This window comes from Microbacterium sp. RURRCA19A (genome assembly GCF_900156455.1).
In the GTDB taxonomy this organism is placed as follows: domain Bacteria; phylum Actinomycetota; class Actinomycetes; order Actinomycetales; family Microbacteriaceae; genus Microbacterium.
In genome coordinates, this window is sequence record NZ_FTNQ01000001.1 from 830,708 (window position 1) to 852,030 (window position 21,323).

Annotated in this window: 26 protein-coding genes and 1 tRNA gene; 12 read left to right on the top strand and 15 right to left on the bottom strand. The window is 71.1% G+C overall.

What is annotated here, in order from left to right; genetic code table 11:
• Positions 1-3: 3 nt before the first annotated feature.
• From BW982_RS17650 to BW982_RS04030, 3 genes are read left to right on the top strand one after another with little or no spacing between them, the layout of a single operon-like run.
• The gene (locus BW982_RS17650) at positions 4-720 is read left to right on the top strand and encodes an alpha/beta fold hydrolase (protein WP_076490768.1); all 717 of its coding nucleotides are present in this window, start codon (positions 4-6) and stop codon (positions 718-720) included.
• Positions 717-2,189, top strand: coding sequence for an aldehyde dehydrogenase family protein (locus tag BW982_RS04025; protein ID WP_076490769.1), 1,473 nt, complete (start codon positions 717-719; stop codon positions 2,187-2,189). Before BW982_RS17650 ends, BW982_RS04025 begins: the two co-directional genes overlap by 4 nt.
• Positions 2,186-3,286 (top strand): NAD(P)-dependent alcohol dehydrogenase, encoded by a 1,101-nt coding sequence (locus BW982_RS04030; protein ID WP_076490770.1) that lies wholly within the window; start codon positions 2,186-2,188, stop codon positions 3,284-3,286. Before BW982_RS04025 ends, BW982_RS04030 begins: the two co-directional genes overlap by 4 nt.
• Before the next feature lie 144 nt (positions 3,287-3,430).
• On the opposite strand, the gene BW982_RS04035 is transcribed toward BW982_RS04030, so the two are convergent.
• Positions 3,431-4,864 (bottom strand): HNH endonuclease, encoded by a 1,434-nt coding sequence (locus BW982_RS04035; RefSeq protein WP_076490771.1) that lies wholly within the window; start codon positions 4,862-4,864, stop codon positions 3,431-3,433.
• A 141-nt stretch (positions 4,865-5,005) separates the two neighbouring features.
• Between BW982_RS04035 and BW982_RS18390 the strand changes: the two genes are divergently transcribed.
• The 4 genes from BW982_RS18390 (at position 5,006) to BW982_RS04055 (ending at position 7,102) form a co-directional block, all read left to right on the top strand.
• A complete protein-coding gene (locus BW982_RS18390) occupies positions 5,006-5,287 on the top strand; it encodes a DUF1622 domain-containing protein (protein ID WP_254845550.1) in 282 nt (93 codons plus the stop codon).
• Between the two features lie 10 nt (positions 5,288-5,297).
• Entirely contained in the window at positions 5,298-5,756 is a 459-nt protein-coding gene (locus tag BW982_RS04045; protein WP_076490772.1) for an acyl-CoA thioesterase, read from the top strand.
• A 45-nt stretch (positions 5,757-5,801) separates the two neighbouring features.
• Complete coding sequence (locus BW982_RS04050) at positions 5,802-6,590, top strand: dienelactone hydrolase family protein (protein WP_076490773.1); 789 nt, start codon at positions 5,802-5,804, stop codon at positions 6,588-6,590.
• A gap of 110 nt (positions 6,591-6,700) precedes the next feature.
• The gene (locus BW982_RS04055) at positions 6,701-7,102 is read left to right on the top strand and encodes a four-helix bundle copper-binding protein (RefSeq protein WP_076490774.1); all 402 of its coding nucleotides are present in this window, start codon (positions 6,701-6,703) and stop codon (positions 7,100-7,102) included.
• Positions 7,103-7,120: 18 nt separating this feature from the next.
• Here BW982_RS04055 and BW982_RS04060 read toward each other — a convergent pair whose 3' ends face one another.
• Complete coding sequence (locus BW982_RS04060) at positions 7,121-7,378, bottom strand: nuclease (RefSeq protein ID WP_076490775.1); 258 nt, start codon at positions 7,376-7,378, stop codon at positions 7,121-7,123.
• 100 nt (positions 7,379-7,478) lie between these two features.
• Positions 7,479-8,396, bottom strand: coding sequence for a VOC family protein (locus BW982_RS04065; protein WP_368483021.1), 918 nt, complete (start codon positions 8,394-8,396; stop codon positions 7,479-7,481).
• A 76-nt stretch (positions 8,397-8,472) separates the two neighbouring features.
• On the opposite strand from BW982_RS04065, the gene BW982_RS04070 reads away from it, so the two are divergent.
• Entirely contained in the window at positions 8,473-8,961 is a 489-nt protein-coding gene (locus tag BW982_RS04070) for a MarR family winged helix-turn-helix transcriptional regulator (RefSeq protein WP_254845517.1), read from the top strand.
• A gap of 11 nt (positions 8,962-8,972) precedes the next feature.
• On the opposite strand, the gene BW982_RS04075 is transcribed toward BW982_RS04070, so the two are convergent.
• Positions 8,973-9,362: a DUF6855 family protein gene (locus tag BW982_RS04075; protein WP_076490777.1), complete on the bottom strand. Its 390-nt coding sequence runs from the start codon at positions 9,360-9,362 to the stop codon at positions 8,973-8,975.
• A gap of 105 nt (positions 9,363-9,467) precedes the next feature.
• Here BW982_RS04075 and BW982_RS04080 point away from each other — a divergent pair, with 105 nt between their 5' ends.
• Positions 9,468-10,016 carry a DEAD/DEAH box helicase family protein gene (locus BW982_RS04080; RefSeq protein WP_076490778.1) on the top strand — a complete coding sequence of 183 codons (549 nt, stop codon included), beginning with the start codon at positions 9,468-9,470 and terminating at the stop codon, positions 10,014-10,016.
• A gap of 54 nt (positions 10,017-10,070) precedes the next feature.
• Positions 10,071-10,484, top strand: a complete 414-nt coding sequence (locus BW982_RS04085; protein WP_076490779.1) for a nitroreductase/quinone reductase family protein — start codon at positions 10,071-10,073, stop codon at positions 10,482-10,484.
• A gap of 88 nt (positions 10,485-10,572) precedes the next feature.
• Here the strand turns inward: BW982_RS04085 and BW982_RS04090 are convergent.
• A tRNA-Pro gene (locus tag BW982_RS04090) sits at positions 10,573-10,646 on the bottom strand.
• A 148-nt stretch (positions 10,647-10,794) separates the two neighbouring features.
• Between BW982_RS04090 and BW982_RS04095 the strand changes: the two genes are divergently transcribed.
• Both BW982_RS04095 and BW982_RS04100 read left to right on the top strand, forming a co-directional pair.
• A complete protein-coding gene (locus BW982_RS04095; protein WP_076490780.1) occupies positions 10,795-11,373 on the top strand; it encodes a GNAT family N-acetyltransferase in 579 nt (192 codons plus the stop codon).
• A 39-nt stretch (positions 11,374-11,412) separates the two neighbouring features.
• Positions 11,413-11,796 carry an RNA-binding S4 domain-containing protein gene (locus tag BW982_RS04100; RefSeq protein WP_076490781.1) on the top strand — a complete coding sequence of 128 codons (384 nt, stop codon included), beginning with the start codon at positions 11,413-11,415 and terminating at the stop codon, positions 11,794-11,796.
• 205 nt (positions 11,797-12,001) lie between these two features.
• On the opposite strand, the gene BW982_RS04105 is transcribed toward BW982_RS04100, so the two are convergent.
• From BW982_RS04105 to xerD, 10 genes are all read right to left on the bottom strand, one after another.
• On the bottom strand, positions 12,002-12,904 hold the full coding sequence (locus tag BW982_RS04105; protein WP_076490782.1) for an NUDIX hydrolase: 903 nt from the start codon (positions 12,902-12,904) through the stop codon (positions 12,002-12,004).
• Positions 12,905-13,087: 183 nt separating this feature from the next.
• Complete coding sequence (locus tag BW982_RS04110; protein ID WP_076490783.1) at positions 13,088-13,522, bottom strand: DUF805 domain-containing protein; 435 nt, start codon at positions 13,520-13,522, stop codon at positions 13,088-13,090.
• A 289-nt stretch (positions 13,523-13,811) separates the two neighbouring features.
• The gene (gene der / locus BW982_RS04115) at positions 13,812-15,335 is read right to left on the bottom strand and encodes a ribosome biogenesis GTPase Der (RefSeq protein ID WP_076490784.1); all 1,524 of its coding nucleotides are present in this window, start codon (positions 15,333-15,335) and stop codon (positions 13,812-13,814) included.
• Positions 15,325-16,065 carry a (d)CMP kinase gene (cmk, locus tag BW982_RS04120; RefSeq protein ID WP_083696501.1) on the bottom strand — a complete coding sequence of 247 codons (741 nt, stop codon included), beginning with the start codon at positions 16,063-16,065 and terminating at the stop codon, positions 15,325-15,327. The genes der and cmk overlap by 11 nt, the downstream gene beginning before the upstream one ends.
• Entirely contained in the window at positions 16,058-17,191 is a 1,134-nt protein-coding gene (locus BW982_RS04125) for a prephenate dehydrogenase (RefSeq protein ID WP_076490785.1), read from the bottom strand. The genes cmk and BW982_RS04125 overlap by 8 nt, the downstream gene beginning before the upstream one ends.
• A 52-nt stretch (positions 17,192-17,243) precedes the next feature.
• Complete coding sequence (locus tag BW982_RS04130; RefSeq protein WP_076490786.1) at positions 17,244-18,005, bottom strand: pseudouridine synthase; 762 nt, start codon at positions 18,003-18,005, stop codon at positions 17,244-17,246.
• The gene (scpB, locus tag BW982_RS04135; protein WP_076490787.1) at positions 18,002-18,601 is read right to left on the bottom strand and encodes an SMC-Scp complex subunit ScpB; all 600 of its coding nucleotides are present in this window, start codon (positions 18,599-18,601) and stop codon (positions 18,002-18,004) included. The genes BW982_RS04130 and scpB overlap by 4 nt, the downstream gene beginning before the upstream one ends.
• Positions 18,591-19,427, bottom strand: a complete 837-nt coding sequence (locus tag BW982_RS04140; protein ID WP_076490788.1) for a segregation and condensation protein A — start codon at positions 19,425-19,427, stop codon at positions 18,591-18,593. Before BW982_RS04140 ends, scpB begins: the two co-directional genes overlap by 11 nt.
• Complete coding sequence (locus BW982_RS04145) at positions 19,411-20,313, bottom strand: ParA family protein (RefSeq protein WP_254845518.1); 903 nt, start codon at positions 20,311-20,313, stop codon at positions 19,411-19,413. Before BW982_RS04145 ends, BW982_RS04140 begins: the two co-directional genes overlap by 17 nt.
• An 80-nt stretch (positions 20,314-20,393) precedes the next feature.
• Complete coding sequence (xerD, locus tag BW982_RS04150; protein ID WP_076490789.1) at positions 20,394-21,323, bottom strand: site-specific tyrosine recombinase XerD; 930 nt, start codon at positions 21,321-21,323, stop codon at positions 20,394-20,396.

Genomic DNA, 21,323 nt, shown 5'->3' on the forward strand with positions numbered 1-21,323 from the left:
CGCATGACCCTTTCCCCACCCCGCATCCTTCTCGTCCACGGGGCCTGGGCGGGCCCGTGGGTGTTCGAACGTCTCGCCGACGCCCTGCGCGGTCGAGGGTTCCCGGTCGACGCCGTGGCCCTGCCGAGCATCGGCAGCACCGCCGACATGTACGCCGACGCGGCCGCGATCACCGAGTACCTGGATGCCGCCGACGGACCGGTGACCCTCGTGGCGCACTCGTACGGCGGCATCCCCACCACTCAGGCGGGCGACCACCCGGCCGTCGCGCAGGTGATCTACGTGGCGGCGTTCGCCCTGGACGCCGGCGAGACGCTGCAGCAGGCCGTCGGCGGCGGTGTGCCCGAGTTCTGGGGCATCGCCGACGGAATGGTCTCGATGGGCCGTTCGCGCGAGGAACGCATCGCGATGGTCTCCGCCGACCTCCCGGTCGACGCTCCGGCCGGTCTCGCCGAGATGATCGCGGACACGCTCCGGCCGCAGTCGCTCGGGGCCTTCACCTCTCCCGTGACCCGCGTCGCCTGGCGCGCGAAGCCGACGGCCTACGTCCTCACCGAGCAGGACGCCCTGGTGCCGACCGCGTTCCAGGAGCACCTCGTCGCCCGTTCGGGCGCGGAGGTCGTCCGGGTCGCCACCGGTCACACGCCGTTCGAAGACGATCCGGTGTGGTTCGCCGGCATCCTCGCCGACGTCATCGCCCCCGCGGAGGTGACCCGGTGAGCCTCGTCGACACCGCCGTGATCGCGCCCGGACGCCTCTTCATCGGCGGACAGTGGCGGGATGCCGCCGACGGCGGCCGCATGGACATCATCGCCCCGTCCACGGGCGCCGTCATCACCGACGTCGCCCGCGCGACCGTCGCGGACGTCGACGCGGCCGTGGCCGCCGCCCGAGCGGCCTTCGACCATGGCCCCTGGCCGCGGATGTCCAGCCGCGAGCGCGCCCGCATCCTGCAGCGCGCCTACACCCTCATGCGCGAACGCACCGAGGAGCTGGCGCAGGCCGAGAGCCTCGATGTCGGCAAGCCCATCACGTTCGCCCGCGTGGTCGACGTCAACAACGCGGCGGAACTGTACGAGTACTACGCGGCGCTCGGCCACCGCCTCGACGGCGACGTGCGCGAGATCACCGCCGGCGCCCACGCGTATGTCCGGCCCGAGCCGCTCGGGGTGGTCGCCGCGATCACCCCGTTCAACTTCCCGCTGATCCTCTCCAGCACGAAGATCGCCCCGGCCCTCGTCGCCGGCAACACCGTCGTGCACAAGCCCGCGAGCGATACTCCGCTGAGCGCCCTGCTCATGGCCGATCTCCTGCGCGAGGCGGGCGTCCCCGACGGCGTGTTCAACGTCGTGACCGGACCCGGCTCCGTCCTCGGCGACCACCTCGTCGGCCACCCCGACGTCGACAAGGTCGCGTTCACGGGCTCGACCGAGATCGGCGCGCACGCGGCGGCGCTCGCGGGGCGCACGCTGAAGCCGTTCACGGCGGAGCTCGGTGGCAACGCGGCGAACATCCTGTTCGCCGACGCGGATCTCGAGCGCGCGATCCACACGGTGATCTCGGCCTTCGTGTTCAACGCCGGCCAGTTCTGCATGGCAGGTCCCCGGCTGCTGGTCGAACGCCCGCTGTACGGTGTCGTGCTCGGCATCCTGAAGGACGCGGTGCCGCAGGTGCCGTTCGGCGACATCGGCGACCCGGCCACCGTGATCGGCCCGCTCGCGAGCCGCACGCAGCTCGACAAGGTCGCCGCCCTCGTGGAGCGGGCGCGCGCCGCCGGCGCCCGCGTCGTCACCGGTGGCCACGCGATCGAGCGCGACGGCGGCTTCTTCTACGCCCCGACCGTCCTGGCCGACCTCGAGCCGGACGCGGAGGTCGTCGTCGACGAGGTCTTCGGCCCCGTGCTGACCGTGCAGCCGTTCGACACCGAGGACGAAGCCGTCGCGCTCGCGAACAGCACGCGGTACGGCCTGGCCAGTGGCATCCAGACGTCCGATCTGGCCCGCGCCCACCGCGTCGCGGCACGGCTGAAGGCGGGGATCACGTGGATCAACGGCTGGGCCGTGCTCGACCCGGCGGTGCCGTTCGGCGGCGTCAAGGCGTCGGGATGGGGACGCGAAGGCGGACCCGAGGCGCTGCAGTCGTACCAGAAGGCCCACTCGATCGTGTTCGACTTCGGCGGCCGGGCATGACCGCGGGGCGCGCGGCGATCGTCGAGGCGCCGTCGACGATCTCGGTCGCCGACGTCGAGTACGGCGACCCGGGTCCGGGTGAGGTGCTCGTGCGGCTCACGGCGACCGGCCTGTGCCACACCGATCTCGGGGTGCTGGCCGGGGGCATCCCGTTCCCGACGCCGGGGATCATCGGACACGAGGGGGCCGGACGCGTCGAGAAGGTCGGGCCGGACGTCACCGCGGTCTCCCCCGGGGATGCCGTGCTGTTGAGCTTCACCTCGTGCGGCGGATGCCGGGCCTGCGCGACGTCGCATCCGGCGTACTGCGACTCCTGGCTCCCGCGGAACCTGCTGGGCGGCATCCGTCCCGAGGGGTCGGCGGGGATCACCCGCGGCGGCGAGGCCGTCTCGGCGCACTTCTTCGGGCAGTCGTCCTTCGGGACGTACGCGATCGCCGACGAACAGGCGCTCGTCCGCGTCGCCGACGACGCCGACCTCACCGTCCTCGCCCCGCTCGGGTGCGGCGTGCTCACCGGCTTCGGATCGATGTGGAACGTCCTCGACCCGGGCCCCGACGACGTCGTGGCGGTGTACGGGGCGGGCGCGGTGGGGCTGTCGGCGATCATCGCGGCGTCCCTCCGCGGGCCCGCGCAGCTCATCGCGATCGACCGGGTCGCCGCGCGGCTCGACCTCGCCCGCGAGCTCGGCGCGACCGACACCGTCGACGCCTCGCGCGAGGACGTGGCGGAACGTCTCGCCGAGCTCACCGGCGGCCGGGGCGTCTCGCTCGGCTTCGACACGACCGGCCACCCCGGCGTCGCCCGGACCGCGCTGGATGCCGCCGCCGTCCGCGGTACCGTCCTCGTGTGCGGCGCACCGCCGCCCGGCACAGAGATCGCGGTCGACATCCAGGGGATCCTCACCGGCAAGGTGCTCCGCGGCGTGACGATGGGCGACACCGAGCCAAGGGAGCTCATCCCGCGGCTGGTCGCCCTCCACGCCGAGGGCCGCCTCCCGCTGGAGAAGCTCGAGAAGCGCTACGCCCTCGACGACATCGAGAGCGCGATCGATGACATGCACACCGGCCGGACCGTGAAGCCGGTGATCGTGTACTGACAGGCGTGCGGCGGGGCGGGGTGTGCGGACACACACGCGCGGCCAGGCACCCCAGGCGCTGCCAGGCACCCACGCATCGCCGTGCACCCCACGCGCATTGCCGCGCCACTCCTCACGCACCGCCGTCTCGGGTCCCGCTCCGCGTCAGAACGGGGCGGGGTCCGACACGGGCGGGGCCGTGGGCGGCGGATCGGGGACGAACCGAACCGCGGGCGAGTACGGCGGAGGCTCGTCGACGTAAGCCCTCCCCGTCGGGGACGTCCATTCGAGGACTCCCCCGGCGAGCTGTCTCACCTGCCAGCGCGTGAACTGCTTCTGGGTGTGGTGTCTCTGGCAGAGATGCGAGAGGTTGCTCACCTCGGTCGAGCCGCCCCGGGCCGCGTCGTGCGTGTGATCGACCTCGCAGCGCACGGCGGGGGCGGTGCACCCGGGCCACCGGCAGTGCCGGTCGCGGGCGCGGAGGTGGCGGTCGATCGCGGCGGTGCGCTGATAGGTGTCGACGTGCAGCACGGCGCCCGTGATCGGATGCGTGATCACGCGATCCCACGGCACCGAGGTCGCCTCGGCGATCGCGCGCGCTGTTTCGGCGTCGACCGGGCCGTGCCCGACGAGCTCGGCGGGGTCGAGGTTCTCTCCGCCGGGCTGGAGCATGGTCAGCGCCGGGACCACGACCTGCACCCTCGCCCGGATCGCGCCGAGCGTGCCAGGCCCGTCGTCGAGGCGGGTCGGGTCGGCGCCGGGCGCCGCGGTGAGCAGGAGGTCGGCGAAGAGGTCGGCGCGCACCTGATCGACCGTGCGGATGTCGGCCTCGACCGGTGGCGTACCGGCCGCACGCGGGACGCCGCCGTCGACGGCCTCCGGACGGGACGCGGGCTGGACGCCGGGTTCGACGGCCGCCGCGCCGGGCGCGGGTGAGAGGGCGAGGCGCGCATCGATGACCGAACGGCTCTGCTGGGTGAGCCGATCGTAGATCCCTACCGCCAGCACGGTCGGCAAGGTGGCGATGAGATCCGACATCCCGTTCTCACCGGGCACGACCCTCACGGTGCGTGTCGTGCGAGCGGCCCGATGCCGTTCGGTGATCGTCGTGGGCTGCATCCGTTCGGCGAGGGCCGCGAGGCGGATCTTCAGCCGACCGGGGCTCCTCCCCTCGGCAGTCGCGACCGCCAGCACATCGAACTCGCCGCGCCGCTCGACGGGAACCGGGTGCCCGGCATCGACGATCGCCCACACGTGGGCTCGCGACAACGCCCCCGCCTCCCACGCGGCGAGCGTCGCGGGATAATCGTCGACGAGCTCCACCGCACGACCGATCTGCGCCTGTACCGAACGATCGGAGAGGTGCGCGGCCGCCGCGATCTCGGATGCCACCTCGCGCAGCGCCATCTCGGCCATCTTCGATGAGGTGCGCTGGGCCGCCATCGCGTCGAACGCGAGGTGCCCGGCGCGAGCGAGCGCCCGCACCCGGCGCGCCTCGGCCGCGGCCACCTCCGCGTCGGCCGCGAGCACCTCGCTCAGCACCGACGACAGGTCGTCGTGCCCGCCGTGGGGCGCGGGTTCGGGGTTCGCGGAGTGCATGTCTGCATGCTAGCGAGGGGCTCCGACATCACGATGTGCTCGAAGACCCGAATGGGGAGAACCTGCCCGATCTTCTCTCTGGGGAGGAATCGTCCCGGTCCCGACCCCCTCGATCCGCCTGTGCGCGCAGTGATCGCCCCGATCACGCTCGCCGCGCAGCGGACCCTCCGACGCGAGCCCGACGTCTACAGCCGCTTCCGCCGGTTCCTGGGGCGCTCCATCCTCCTCGGCCTCGAGCTGCTGGTCGCCGCGGACATCATCCGCACCGTCGCGGTCACCCCGACGCTCGCGAGCGTGGGGGTACTGGCGGCGATCGTCCTCATCCGGACGTTCCTCAGCTGGTCGCTGGAACTCGAGATCACCGGCCGCTGGCCCTGGCAGAAGGCGGCGGCCGTCGATTCGGCGCGCGGCACCCCGGAGTAGCGTTGACCGTGTGACGGCATCGCAGTGGCATCCCTCCGACGACGGCATCAATTTCCACACCCGCAAGTGGGTCAAGCCCGAGGATCTGAACGCCAACGGCACGCTGTTCGGTGGCAGCCTGCTGCGCTGGATCGACGAGGAAGCCGCGATCTACGCGATCATCCAGCTCGGCAACTACCGCGTTGTCACGAAGCTCATCTCGGAGATCAACTTCGAGGCATCCGCTCTGCAGGGCGACCTGATCGAGATGGGGCTCACGGCGACGCACTTCGGTCGCACGTCGCTCACCATGCGCGCGGTCGTGCGGAACATGATCACGCGCAAGCGCATCCTCACGATCGAACGGCTCGTGTTCGTGAGCGTCGATGAGGACGGCAAGCCCACGCCCCACGGATACACCGACATCACCTACGACCGCGACCGGATGCCGCACGAGCACCCCGCGACCGGGAGCATCCGGCTCGATTAGTCCGCGGATCGCCGCTACCGGGCGCGGTAGTGATTCACTGAGCACATGACCACGGATCTGTTGGCCGACTGGGACGTCTCGCCCTTCGCGTACGACGGCATCACGCACGACGTCTATCGTTCGGGCGAGGGTCCCGGCGTCATCCTGATCCCGGAGCTCCCCGGTGCGACCCCCGAGGTGATCGCGCTCGGCGAGCGACTCGTCGCCGCGGGCTTCCACGTCGCCCTCCCCTCCATCGTCGGAACGCCGGGGCGGCCGGTGAGCGGCGGGTACATCGCCGGTTCCGCTCTGCGCATGTGCGTGTCACGCGAGTTCGCGGCATTCGCACGTCGCGCCGATCGTCCGATCGCGGGTTTCCTGCGCGCCCTCGCGCGTGATGTGCACGCCGAGCGCGGCGGGCCCGGTGTCGGTGTCATCGGGATGTGCTTCTCCGGCGGATTCGCTCTGGCGACGGCCGCCGACGAGAGCGTGCTCGCGCCCGTCGTCTCCCAGCCCGCGCTCCCCCCGCCGATCGGCGCCGGGCGCTCCGCGACCGGTCTGAGCCCGACCGAGGAGTCCGCCGTCCGCCGCCGTGCCGGCGACGGCCTGTGCGCGCTCGGCCTGCGGTTCACGAACGACCGCAGCGTCCCGGCGGAGCGTTTCGCGGCGTTCGAGCGGCTGCTCGGCGAGGGATGGCGGGCGTTCGAGATCGACTCCTCGCCGGGCAATCCCGATGGCATCCCGGCCGGCGCGCACTCCGTGCTCACGGATGCCTCGGCCACCGTCCCGGGTCACCCGACGCATCGAGCGAACGAACAGGTCGTCGAGTTCCTGCGCGAGCGACTCGGCGGCTGATCACTCTCCTGAGAGTCCGTGAGCCGCCGGAGCGGAAGGCGTAACATTCCGTCACACGAGCGCTCCGCCGCCGGCCGATCGCATCCGCTTCGAGCACACGGGAGACCCACATGGACACCACGATGATGATGAAGTCGATGGACATGGGCGAGATGACCATGGACATGGATGCCATGCAGGAATGCCTGCAGTCGATGAACGCCTGCGCGATGGCGGCGGCGATGTGCGCCGGCAGCGACATGATGCACGGCGCCGAGATGGCCAAGTGCTGCGCCATGTGCTCGAACATGGTCGAGATGGCCCAGGCGACCATGCACATGATGATGCGCCCCGCGGGCATGGACATGGACGTGATGAAGGCCATGATGACGGCCTGCATGACCATGGGCACGGCATGCGCCGACGAGTGCCGCGCGCACGCCGACATGGACGAGATGTGCCGCTACTGCGCCATGGCGTGCGACGACATGGTCATGAAGTGCGAGGCCATGATGGCCTCGATGTCGGCCTGAGCGACGCCGCTTCGGCGCTTACGCGACGCGCGCGGTCGTGAGGATGGCCGACGCGCTGAGGAGTTCCGCGACCGGGTGGTAGCCGACCGGCTCCCCCGCCGCGATGTCGACTGTCGGGCCGACGACGCGCACGAGAACGGTCTCGCCGTTCAACAGCACGATGGACACTTCGGCGCCGTCGACACGGGAGACCAGTCCGTCCCACCACGCCGCGGGGTTGGCCGACGCCATGCAGCGCTGGATCGGGTGGACTGTCGACGAGATCGTGCGGGACATGGCTTCACCTGCCTTCGTGGGGTTGCGATGTGACGACGGTACGGGATGCCACGAGAGCAGGCGCGGGGCGGCGTAGCGGGGCGTAACACCGGCGCGAGCCTCAGCCGACCTCCGGTGTGATCGCCAACCGCGTGCCCCACGGGTCGGCGAGCCGCAGGGTGCGGCCGTCGTCGGCCGCGGCGATGCCGTGATCGCGCACGCGCTCGCCGAACGCCTCCACGTCGTCGCGTGTGGGCACGAGGATGCGCACGTCGCCGAGGCCGAGGGTGGCCGCGCGAGGCCCCGCACCGGCTCTGTGCCACGTGTTCATGCCGAGGTGGTGGTGGTATCCGCCCGCCGACAGGAACAGTGCGGAGCCCAGGTCCGCGGTCACGTCGAACCCGAGGATGCCCTGGTAGAAGCGGCGCGCCGTCGGGATGTCGCCCACCTGGAGGTGGACGTGCCCGATGGCGGCTGTGGCATCCGTCCCGCTCTCCTTCGCCTCGGGGTCGTACCAGCACTGGAGGAACTGGTTCGGATCGAGGAATTCCGACGCCATCTGCACGGTCCCGTCGGCGCGGATCGTCCACTGGTCGCGCGGGCGGTCGCGGTACAGCTCGAGTCCGTTGCCCTCGGGGTCGTGGAAGTAGAACGCCTCGCTGACGAGGTGATCGGCGGATCCCTCGTACATCTGCCCGGCCTGCCGGGCCATGGATGCCAGGGCGGAGGCGAGCCGTGCCTGATCCTGGAACACGATGGCGGTGTGGTACAGCCCGGCGCCCCGGCTGTCGCGGCCCGGGAGGTCCTTCTCCTGCCGGAGCACGATGGATGCCACGCCCCCGCGCCCGAGGGTCGCCGTCGCGCCGGAATGGTCGAGGACGTCGAGCGTCACCGCCCGCCGGTAGAAATCGGTCATCCCGTCGAGGTCGCTCACGAGCAGCTCGACCGTGTCCATGCGCGTGCCGTCCGGCGCCGCGCCGGGCGTCGGCACGGACGGCGCACTCCACGACGGTGCGGCGGGTTTCGAGGCCTGATCCACGAGAAGCTCCCTGTGACGGTGTCATCGCAACCACTCCGGCGATTGGTTGTCGCTACAAGTAACTTAGGATGATCGCGTGGTATTCCGCGCACCTCGTATGAACGCGCAGGAGTCCGCGGCATGGGTCGGCCTTGTCACCGTGAGCCAGCTCCTGCCGGCGGCACTCGACGCGCAGTTGCAGCGCGACTCGCGGATGACGCACTTCGAATTCTCGGTGCTCACCGTGCTGCGATTCGCGCCCGAGCAGACCCTGCGCATGACCGCGCTCGCCGCGGAGACGGCATCCACTCTCCCGCGCCTCTCGCACGTGTGCTCTCGCCTGGAGAAGCGCGGGCTGGTCGAACGGTTCGCCGCCGCGGAGGACCGCCGCGCGACCGACGTCCGGCTCACGGCGGACGGCCGCCGCGACCTCATCCGCGCGACGCCGCGACACATCGAGACGGCGCGACAGCTGGTCGTGGACGCCCTGACCCCCGCGCAGCTCGACGCCCTCGCCGAGATCACCGCGGCCATCCAAGGGCGGCTGGAGGGTGGGGGCGGCGGCTCAGCCGCCGGGCGGCCCTGACGCGTCGGCTCTCAGAGCGCGCGCATGCGATTGTTCCGCGCGTCGTGGGTCAGCTCCGCGAGCCCCAGTTCCTCGAGCAGCGGGGGCAGGTACATGCCGAAGCGCCCGCGATATCCCTTGCGCGTGCCGTACCAGCCCCCGACCGGGTTGCTTTCGGAGCGCCCCCATGCTTCGACCGTTCCGTCGACCACGGGCTTCTGCTCATCCGCGGCGCCGAGCGGAACCCAGTCGCCCTGGCCGAGCAGCCAGGCATGGAGGTCGTCGATCGCGCGGGCCTGGTACGTCAACTTCGTCGAGCCGACCTGACAGATCAGCTCCTCGCCGTCGCGGTACAGGGTGTATTCCGAGCTGCCCGGCGGAGTCCGCAGCACCCACGGATCGTCTTTGATTCCTGCGGCCATCCGCGGCTCCCTCCGTCGTGCGCCCGTCCGGCGGACGAGGCGATGAGGACATCCTGGCCCGCCGGGACGGCAGCCGCCAGGGACGCGACTCGCTAGTCTCGCGCCATGCGCATCGTCGTCTCGGGAACCCACGCCAGCGGCAAGAGCACCCTCATCTCCGACTTCCACCTGCGGCATCCCGATTTCGTTGTCCTACCGGATGCCTTCGAAGATGCCGAGGATGCCGGCGACGCACCCTCCGCTGCGCTGTTCGCCGCCCAGCTCCGAATCGCCGCGGATCGACTCGTCACCGACGACGCTCCGGACCTCATCGCGGAACGAGGCCCGCTGGACTTCCTCGCCTACCTATTCGCCCTCGCCGAGCTGTCGGGCGTGGACGCGGACGAGCGCGTTCTCGAGCGGGCCACCGCGCTCGTGACGGCCGCGATGCAGACCGTGGACGCGCTGATCGTGCTGCCGCTGTCCGCCCGCAACGCGATCCCGCTGCCCTCCGACGAACACCCTGAGCTCCGCGAGGTGATGAACGACGCGCTCCTCGACCTGATCGACGACGCCGAACTGATCGGCGCGCACGTGCGGATCGCGGAGATCTCCGGGTCGCCGGAGGAACGACTGATGGCGATGGAGGAGTTCCTTCGCGGCCCTGCTACATGACGACGTGGGTCGCGCCGGTTCTCGTGGACGCTCATCGGAGAGTAGGAACGAGACATGGATGCCGCGATCGCCACCGCCCTCTCCCTGACTCCGTCGTCGACTATCGAGCAGCGCACGGTCGACATCACCACCCTCGGGGCCCGGACTCAGCAGCCCCGGCGCATCGAGATCTGGTTCCACACCATCGGCGGCGAGGTCTACATCACGGGCGCGCCGCCGCGCGCCCGTGCCTGGTACGCGAACCTGCTCGCCCACCCCGAGTTCACGTTCCACCTGAAGAACGGCGTCCACGCCAATCTCGCAGCGCTGGCCACCCCGATCACGGATGCCGGCGAGCGGTCGGCCGTTCTCGGGGCGATCCTGGAGGGGATCGACGCACTGTACGCCGGTGGCGCCTCGCGGCCGGCGTTCCCGCCGCTCGAGGAGCGGGTCGAGGGTAGTCCGTTGGTGCGCGTGTCGTTCCCCTGACACCTCGTCGCGTCGTGCACCCGCGTCGCCTCGCAACGACAAGAGGCCCGGACCTCCGCATTTTCTGCGGGAATCCGGACCTCATCTGTCGGGATGACAGGATTTGAACCTGCGACCCCTTGACCCCCAGTCAAGTGCGCTACCAAGCTGCGCCACATCCCGTCGCCCGCGAGCGGGCAACTCGATTATCTTACCCGCTCCGGGCACGTCCCGCGAACCGGCGGCGCCCCGGGCGTGTGCGCACATGTGATGCAGCGCAACCCCCGTGGCATCCCTTGCCCGTGTCGGAACCCCTCGCTACGGTCGCGGCATGGCGATCGAGATCCTCCCCGCGACCGGTGACCGCTTCGATGACTCCGAGACCGCGCTCGACAGCGGCGACGGACCCGAGTGCCAGTGCCAGTGGTGGATGCTTCCGAACGGCCCGTGGAAAGAGACCTCGGTCGCGGAACGCAGCGAGTTGTTCCGCGCCGAACTCGACGGCGATCTCCCACCTGGACTCATCGCGTACGTCGACGGCGAACCGGCCGGATGGGTCCGCGTGGGCCCGCGGACGACCCAGCCTCGACTCGCCCGCACCCGCAATGTCACCGGTTCCACGAACGAGCCGCTCGACGACGATTCCGTCTGGGCGGTCACGTGCTTCGTCGTGCGCAAGGCGCACCGCGGGAGCGGGCTCATGCGAGACCTCCTGGATGCCGCCGTCGAGGCCGCCCGCGACGGCGGGGCGCGCGTCGTCGAGGGGTACCCCCGCGAACCGTCCGCGGCGAAGATTCCGGTGAACGACCTCTACCTCGGCACGGTCTCGATCTTCGAAGCGGCCGGGTTCACCGTCATCGACCGCCCGAAGTCCGACCGGGCCCTCGTATCCCTGACCCTGCGCGACTGAACCCTCGACCTACGATGGAGGTTCCCCGAAGGAGCCTCGATGACCGATGCCACGCCCACCGCGCGCGTCGACGCGTGGCTGTGGGCCATCCGCGTCTACAAGACCCGGTCGGCCGCGACCACGGCGTGCCGCGCCGGTCACGTGCGCGTCAACGGCGAGCGCGCGAAGGCGGCCCAGCCGGTCCGCCCGGGCGACGAGCTGCGCGTGCGGATCCAGGGCTTCGACCGCATCCTCGTCGTGAAGAAGACCATCGCGAAGCGCGTCGGCGCGGCCCTCGTCGCCGAGGCCGCCGACGACCGCACTCCCCCGCCGCCGCCCCGCGAGAGCACGCCGTTCGTGCCCCTGCGCGACCGCGGCGCCGGACGCCCCACGAAGCGCGACCGCCGCGAGATCGAGAAGCTCCGCGGCCGCGACCTAGACTGAGACCTGCCGCGCACCCTCAGCGATCCGCACAGCCTCAGCCGACATCCGGCGCACGCGACTGATCCCGCGCGAATCGCGGAGTCAACGCCGCACGCCCGCGGCCGTGCGCATCTTCAGCGATCCACCCAGCCTCAGCCCGAGAACCACCGCCACAGCCGACCGAGCACGAATCACCGACCGAACGCTCAGAGAGCGTCCGCCACCCTCAGTCCAGTTGCTCCCGCAACCACCGGACCCCGCGCACCGACGCACCGAGCTCTTCGACACGCGCCGCGAGCCCCCGGTCGCTGGTCACGACGATCAGAGGGTTCCACGCCCCCACGAGCTTCCCCGCGACCGCGACGATCTCGTCGTCGCCCGACCCCGGGGCACGGAACACACCCACCTGGTCCGCGAACACGTCCGCCGCGCGCGCGTCGCCTTCGAGCACCGCGGACACGAACGGGAACCAGCGCGTGGCAGAGAGGCCGAGGGGCTCGGCATCCATCCCCTCGATCGCGAGCCTTGACAGCTGCGACAGCAGCCGTTCGGCGGCGCCGGCGCGGTCCTTCCACCATCCGTCGGGCACCGACCCCACGACGTTCGCCACGTCGACGATCACCGCGGGACGCACCGACAGCGCATCGCGCAGCATCGGCCAGGCAGCCGCGAATCCCGGATGCAACGGGCGGGATGCCACCTCGTCGATCGGCACCCACTCCAACGCCACACTCTCGGGGTCGCTGATCACCGGCTCGAACGGCGTCGTCACATCGGCGACGAGCGTCGAATACGTCCAGATACCGAGGTCGAGCACGCTCTCGAACCGAGGCTGCACGGCATCCACCGGAACCCCTGCCTCTTCCGCCGACTCGCGCAGCGCGCCGTTACGCGCGGATTCGCCCTGGTGCCGCGCCCCACCCGGCAGGGCCCACGTGTCGCCGAAGTGGCTCCACGAGACCCGGTGTTGCAGCAGGACGCCGCGCTCGGCATCCACGGCGAGCAGGCCCGCCGCGCCGAAACGTCCCCAGTACCGCTCACCGGTGGGCGCTTCGACCCAGGCGTCGCCGGGATCGCGGGGTCCGTGCGGACGCCGCGGCTCACCGGGGGCGGGAGGTTGGATCGTCATCCCCTCCACCCTGGCACAGGCACGACCCGCAGGACGCTCCGCGCGTCACACGGCGCCGCCCACCGCGACCACGGCGCCCGTCGGAACCCGCCGAAAACGCGAGACTGCATCCGCCCGACGAACCCCCCGCAGCGTGCGGTGGGGATGTCAGGCGGATGCAGTCTCGCGACCTCACCCGCGCGCTCAGTCGAAGCGCGCGCCCTGCGGGTCCGCGTCGCGCAGGAAGAACACCAGCAGCACGATGGGCCCGAGAAGCGGAACGAGCGCGATGAAGTACCAGAATCCGCTGTGGTTGGTGTCATGCAGGCGGCGCACACCAACGGCGATCTGCGGAACGATGGTCGCGAGAGACCAGAGCCCCGCGACGACGAGCACGAAGACACCGAACCCGCTCACGGTGAGTTCCCCGGACGGCGTCACGCCGACCCCACCGACCGTGGCGAGGATGTTCAGCACGAGGTTGACGATCGCGGCGATGAGAATCCACCACCAGAACTCGCTGCGGCTGGCGCGGCCCGTGAAGGTGGCGTACTTCTTGAAGAAGCGCTGCACGGCGGCACCCAGCGGAGCCCCGTAGTACGGCTGATTCAACGCCGGAGCGGTCTGCGAACTGGACACGATGATCCCCCATTCCCGCGGGCACCCGTTGCCCGCCGCACCGGACTCTATCGGCCCGGCTCGTCCCGCAGTGGAACATGACGCGCCGGGCACCCGGTACCGTCACGCGGAGTCTTCCGCCGACACGCCGACCCGACGACACCCCCGACCGGCATGTCCTCCCCGAAGTCCGCACGACGGCACGCGCTCACGCCCGCACGACGGCACGCCCGCACCCACCCGGCCCGGATGCCGCGTGCCCCCGACAGCACGAACGCCCCGGCTGTAACCGGGGCGTTCGTGGGGCGGATCAGCGCTGACGCTTCTCGCGGATGCGCATGTTCAGCACGATCGGTGTGCCCTCGAAGCCGTAGATCTCGCGCAGGCGCCGCTGGATGAACCGGCGGTAGCCCGGGTCGAGGAACCCGGTCGTGAACAGCACGAAGGTCGGCGGACGCGTCGACGCCTGCGTCCCGAACAGGATGCGGGGCTGCTTGCCGCCGCGCAGCGGGTGCGGGTGCTCGGCGACGAGCTCGGCGAGGAACGCGTTGAACTTGCCGGTCGGGATGCGCTGGTCCCACGACTCCAGCGCCGTCTCGAGCGCCGGCACGAGCTTGTCGAGGTGACGGCCGGTGCGGGCGGAGATGTTCACACGCGGTGCCCAGGTCACGTGCGCGAGGTCCTGCTCGATCTCGCGCTCGAGGTAGCGGCGACGGTCGGCGTTCTCCATGTCGTCGTCGTTCAGGCGGTCCCACTTGTTGAACGCCAGCACGAGCGCGCGTCCCGACTCCAGAACGAGGTCGATGATGTTGAGGTCCTGGACGGAGATCGACTGCGACACGTCGAGCACGACGACGGCGACCTCGGACTTCTCCAGCGCGGTCGAGGTGCGCAGCGACGCGTAGAAGTCGGCGCCCTGCTGCAGGTGCACACGACGACGGATGCCGGCGGTGTCGACGAGCGTCCAGAGCTTGCCGCCGAGCTCGACGACCTCGTCCACCGGGTCACGGGTCGTGCCCGCGAGCTCGTTCACGACGACGCGCTCTTCGCCCGCCGCCTTGTTCAGCAGCGACGACTTGCCGACGTTCGGGCGGCCGAGGATCGCGACGCGACGCGGCCCGCCGATCTCGTACTTCGCCACCGCTGAGATCTGCGGCAGCACCTTCATGAGCTCGTCGAGGAGGTCGGCGACCCCACGACCGTGGATGGCCGAGACGGGGTGCGGCTCGCCGAGTCCGAGGTTCCACAGCGCGGCGGCCTCGGGCTCCTGACGGGCGTCGTCGACCTTGTTGGCCACCAGGAACACGGGCTTCTTGGTCTTGCGCAGCAGTCGCACGACGTGCTCGTCGGTCGCGGTCGCGCCCACCGTGGCATCCACCACGAACAGGACGACGTCGGCGAGGTCGATCGCGACCTCGGCCTGCGCGGCCACCGAGCGGTCGATGCCCTTCGCGTCCGGCTCCCACCCGCCGGTGTCGACGAGCGAGAAACGCCGGTCGAGCCACTCGGCCTTGTACGTCACGCGGTCACGGGTGACGCCGGGGGTGTCCTCGACGACCGCCTCACGGCGCCCGAGGATGCGGTTCACGAGCGCCGACTTCCCGACGTTCGGTCGGCCCACGATCGCCACGACCGGCAGCGCCGGCAGGAACTCGATGCCGTCCTCCCCCGAGGCGAGTCCGGCGAGCAGCGCCGCGTCGTCCTCGTCGAGGTCGAAGTCCTCGAGCCCGGCGCGCAGCGCCTGCGCGCGCTGTTCGGCCAGGACCTCGTCGAGCTCGGCCATCTTCTCGGCGAGCTGGTCGGGCCCGCCTTCGTACTCGTCGTCAACGCCCATCGCGGGCTCCCATCGTGGAGTCGACGACGTCCAAAACGGCGTCGACGGTCTGTTCGAAATCGAGGTGGGTCGAGTCGACGACCTGCACGCCGGGGGCGGCGGTGAGGAAGTCGACGACCGAGGAATCCGCGGCGTCGCGCTTGTGCAGGGCGGCGGCCACGGCCGCGGCGTCCTGCGAGGTGAGCTCGGCGCTGCGGCGGGCGGCGCGCACCTCGGGCGCGGCCGTCAGAAGGATGCGCACGGGCGCGTCGGGGTACACGACCGTGGTGATGTCGCGGCCTTCGACCACGACCCCACGGAGGCCCGAGGATGCCACGAGCCGACGGAACAGGTCGTTCACGGCCTGCCGCACGGCGGGGACGCGGGCCACGCCGCTCACAGCATCCGTCACGCGCGGCTCGCGGATCGCGGTGGTCACGTCGGTGCCGCCCACGCGGACCCAGCGGTCGGCCGGATCGAGCGAGATGGCGTAGTCGAAGTCGCCGAAGACCTCCAGCACCGCCGTGGCATCCGACGTGTCGCTGCCGTGCTGGAGCGCGTGCCAGGCGAGGGCGCGGTAGGCGGCCCCGGTGTCGAGGAAGCCGAAGCCGAGGCGCCCGGCCGCGGCCTTCGAGACGCTGGACTTGCCGCTGCCGGCGGGGCCGTCGATCGCCACGACGACGGGTACTCCGGATGCCGATCCCTCGGCGGGGGCGACGACGCCGGGCCGGAAGATGGTGGGCTCAGTCATGGGTGGTGCTCGCAATCCGCCATCCCCGCTGCTGGAGCCCGTCGACGGCTCGGCGGACGGCGTCGGGGACGACGCTGATCTCGGCCAGACCGAAGGGAGCCCCCGGCGAGTGCTCGAGACGCAGGTCTTCGACGTTGACGTCGAGTTCGCCCAGCTCGCCGAAGAGGCGGCCGAGCTGACCGGCGGTGTCGTCGACCATGACGACGAAGCTGTCGAATCGACGGTTCTGACCGTGCTTGCCCGGCAGACGCTCGACGCCCTCGTTGCCGCGCCGGATCGTGTCGGCCACCGTGCGGCGGGCGCCCGGAGCGTCGGGGTCGCGCAGCGCCGCGGCGACGTCGCCGAGATCGGCGGCGAGCTGATCGAGCACCTCGACGACGGGGGCCGCGTTGGCGCCGAGGATCTGCACCCACAGCTCGGGGGCGGATGCCGCGATGCGGGTGGTGTCGCGCACGCCCTGCCCCGCGAGGCGCAGGGAGCCGTCCGGCGCGGACACGAAGCGGCCGGCCAGCAGACTCGCGACAAGCTGCGGCACGTGCGACATCAGTGCGACGGATTCGTCGTGCTCTTCCGGCGACATCTCGACGAGAGTCGCGCCGAGGTCGAGGGCGAGCCCCTCAACCAGCGACAGGTCGTGCGCGGAGGTCTCACCGTCGCGGCACACCACCCACGGGCGGCCGACGAAGATGTCGGCACGGGCGGAGATCGCTCCGCCGCGTTCGCGTCCGGCCATCGGATGCGACCCGATGTAGTGCGTGAGGTCGACGCCGCGCGCGCGGAGCGTCCGCAGCGGCTCGAGTTTGATGCTCGCGACGTCGGTGACGACGGCATCGGGGTACGCGGCGAGTTCGCGCTGCACGACGTCGGCGACGACGTCCGGCGGCACGGCGACGACGATGAGCGACGGACGGTCGTCCTCCCGCTCGGCGCGCCCGGCGCCGTAGTCGATCGCGAGACGCAGCTGCGACGGAGAGGTGTCGGCGAGGACGACATCGACGCCGAGGGCGGTGAGCGCGTGCCCGACACTCGCCCCGAGGAGGCCCGATCCGACGACGCGGACCGTGCCGCTCGTACGGGTCGCCAACGGCGCCTCCGCGCGCGCGGACGTTCCGTTCGGTTCGATCATCGGGTCTCCTGCTGCCCTGGCGGTGGTGTTCGCACCGCGCGGCGCACCGGGGTCACTCGGCCGGAGCGGCCGGAGTGTCGCCGTCTCGACGAGACAGCGTGAGCAGTGCGCCACGTTCTACTGTAGTCAACTCGCGGGCCTTCCCCACCGGGAGAGTTCCCAGGTGAAGAGGGCCGAACTGCCGCCGGACGAGTTCGACGACGGGATGCCCCACCTCGGCCATCATGCGCCGGACGATGCGGTTCTTCCCCGAGTGCAGCGTCAGCTCCACCAGGCTCTCGCCCCGCGAGGAGTCCAGCAGCCGCGCCTTGTCGGCCGCGATGCGCCCGTCCTCGAGCTCGACGCCCTTGATCAGTCGCTGGATCGTCTGCGGCAGCACCTGCCCCTCGACCTTCGCGATGTACACCTTCGTGACGCCGAACGAGGGGTGGGCGAGCACATGGGCCAGCGCCCCGTCGTTGGTGAGGACGAGGAGCCCCGAGGTGTCAGCATCCAGACGTCCGACGTTGAACAGTCGCTCCTCCCAGTCCTTCGTGAACTGGCGCAGGTCGGGCCGACCGCGGTCATCGCTCATCGAGCTCACCACGCCGGTCGGCTTGTTGAGGATGACGTAGCGCTTGGACGCGTCCAGCTGGATGGCGGTGCCGTCGACGTCGACGAGGTCGGTCTCCGGGTCGATGCGGGAACCGAGCTCGGTGACGACCGCGCCGTTCACCCGCACGCGACCGGCGACGATCATCTCCTCCGCGACCCGGCGCGACGCCACCCCGGCGTTCGCGAGCACCTTCTGCAGTCGTACGCCCTCTTCGCTCATCTGAGCACCTCTCCGTCGAATCCGTCCGCACCGTCGTCGAGCAACGGCGAGATGTGGGGCAGCTCGTCGAGCGAGTTGATGCCCAGGTTGACCAGCAGCTGGTCGGTGGTCCCGTAGTGGATCGCCCCCGTGTCGGGGTCGGTGAACACCTCGGTGATGAGTCCGCGCGCCAGCAGGGTCCGGACGACCGAGTCCACGTTGACGGCGCGGATGGATGCCACCTGCCCCCGCGTCACCGGCTGCTTGTACGCGATGACGGCCAGGGTCTCGAGCGCGGCCTGCGAGAGGCGTGACGGAGCCTGCGTGTTCACGAACTCCCCCACCACTTCGTCGTACTCCTCGCGGACGTACAGCCGCCACCCGCCCCCGACCTCGCGCAGTTCGAAGCCGCGGCGGGGACCGCTGGCCTCGCCGTCGTAGTCGGCGACGAGCCCTTCGATCGCCTGGCGCACGGCCGGGACCGGTGCGCCCACGGCCGCGGCGAGCGACACGAGGCTCTGCGGCTCGTCGAGGATCAGCAGGATCGCCTCCAGCCGGCGGGCGACGGATGCCGTGTCGTTCGGACGCGCGGGAGGCGCGGTGGGGTCATCGGTCATAGTCGGCTCCCAGGGCGGCGAGGTTCTCTTCCGACCACCTCTCGGCGGTCCAGCGCAGGGTCAGCTCCCCCAGCGGTTCGAGCTGTTCGAACGACAGGGCGGCGTGGCGGTACAGCTCGAGGATCGCGAGGAAGCGGGCCACGACGACCCCCGTCTGCGTCACCCCGGCGACGAGGTCGCGGAAGTTCAGCGTGCCCGATCCGCGCAGCAGCGTCACGACGATCGCGGCCTGCTCGCGGATGCTCACCAGCGGCGCGTGCAGATGGTCGAGGCCGACGGTCGGCGGCTGCTTCGGGGCGAGGGCGACCACGGCGAGCGCCGCGAAGTCCTCGACGCTGAGCGTCCACACGAGCTCGGGGACGGCGCTGCGGTACTTCTCGTCCAACCGCACGTTCCGCGTGTGGCGCCGGTCCTCGCGCTGCAGCGAGCGCGCGAACCAGGCCGACACCTCCTTGAACGCCCGGTACTGCAGCAGGCGCGCGAAGAGCAGGTCGCGGGCTTCGAGGAGCGCCACCGATTCGGCATCCACGAGCTCGCCCTGCGGGAGGAGCCCGGCGATCTTCATGTCGAGCAGCGTCGCCGCCACGACGAGGAACTCGGATGCCTCGTCGAGATCGCCCTCCGGTCCCATCGCGCGCAGGTAGGCGATGAACTCGTCGGTGACCCGGCTGAGCGCGACCTCGGTGATATCGAGCTCGTGCGCCGAGATCAGGTTCAGCAGGAGGTCGAACGGCCCGTCGAACACCGGTAGCGAGACGCGGAAACCGACGGGGTCGACGCCCTCGGGCGTCGTGGCGGGCGAGCTGTCGTCAGGCGACGGCGCCACGGGCGACCAGCTCCCGCGCCAACCGCATGTAGGCCTGCGCGGCGGCGTGCTCGGGCGCGAACTCCGTGATCGGCATGCCCGAGACCGAGGCATCCGGGAACTTCACCGTGCGCCCGATGACCGTCTCGAGGACGTCGTCGCCGAACGCCTCGACGACCCGCTCGAGGACCTCGCGCGAGTGCAGGGTGCGCGGGTCGTACATCGTGGCCAGGACACCGTCGAGTTCGATCGCAGGGTTGAGCCGGTCGCGCACCTTGTCGATCGTCTCGACCAGCAGCGCGACGCCACGCAGGGCGAAGAACTCGCACTCGAGCGGGATCAGCACGCCGTGGGCCGCCGTCAGGGCGTTGACGGTCAGCAACCCCAGCGAGGGCTGGCAGTCGATGAGCACGACGTCGTAGTCGGCGGCGACCTTGCGGAGCACCCGGGCGAGGATCGTCTCCCGCGCGACCTCGTTGACGAGGTGCACTTCGGCCGCAGACAGATCGATGTTGGCAGGGATCAGGTCGAGGCCCTCGACCCGGGTGTGCACGATGGCCTCGCGCGGGTCGCGCTTGGTGTCGAGCAGCAGGTCGTAGATCGTGGGCACGTCGTGCGTCTGGATGCCGAGACCCGCCGACAGCGCACCCTGCGGGTCGAAGTCGATCGCGAGGACGCGGCGGCCGTAGCCCGCGAGAGAGGCGGCGAGGTTGATGGTCGTCGTCGTCTTGCCGACGCCGCCCTTCTGGTTGCAGAGGGCGATAATGCGTGCGGGACCGTGGCTGGCGAGAGCGGGCGGGGTGGGGAATCCCTGGTACGGCCGTCCGGTGGGGCCGAGGATGACCTCGTCCGCGCTCTTCGCCGTCCCCTTCGTGCTCGCCGACACCGAGTCTCCCGCCTTCGTCATAACGGTGTCGAGTCTACTCGCCAGCCCACCGCCCGCCGGGAGACCACGCGGTGAGCACCGCCGTTCCGGGCCGCCGATGCTCACCGCGCCCGCGGGTGGGCCGTCGCGTAGACGTCGCGGAGGGCGTCGACCGAGACGTGCGTGTAGATCTGCGTCGTGGCGACGGAGGCGTGCCCGAGGAGTTCCTGCACCACGCGCACGTCGGCGCCGCCCTGCAGCAGATGCGTCGCGAACGAGTGACGGAGGGTGTGAGGCGAGACGTGCGCGGTGAGCCCCGCCCGCTCGGCGGCGGCCTGGATGATGAGCCACGCACTCTGTCGCGACAGCGGCGCCCCGCGGACCCCGAGGAACAGCCGCGGAGTGGCCCGTGCCTTCGCGGCCCACGCGGGCCGGACCCGCGTGAGGTAGGCCTCCACGGCAGCGCGGGCGTAGGAGCCGACCGGGACGATCCGCTCCTTCGCGCCCTTGCCGCGCACGCGGAGCACGTCGCCGTGCGCGGTGTCGTCCACGTCGAGCTGCACGATCTCCGACACGCGCGCGCCCGTGGCGTACAACAGCTCGAGCAGAGCACGGTCGCGGACGGCCGACGGATCCGCCGCGGTCGCGTCCGCCGACCCCGGCGCGGGTCCCGCGGCATCCAGCAACTGCTCGACGTGCGCGATCGACAGCGCCTTGGGCAGCCGACGCGGGGCCTTCGGAGGGCGGAGCCTTCCGCTCGGATCGTCTTCCGCACGCCCCTCACGCACGAGGAAGCGATGCAGACCCCGCACCGACGACTGCAGCCGGGCGAGGGACGAGGCCGCGGGCGGCGGTTCCGTCGACGCCCGTTCGGCCGCGAACTCGGCGACCATCGCCGGGGTCACGGCATCCGTGTCGCCGACGCCCCGCGCCACCAGCCATGTCGTGTAGACCGCCAGGTCGCGGCGGTACGCGGCGACGGTGTGGTCCGACAGTCCTCGTTCGAGCGCGACGTGCCGCAGGTACGTCTGGACGGCGCGCTCGAGCTTCAC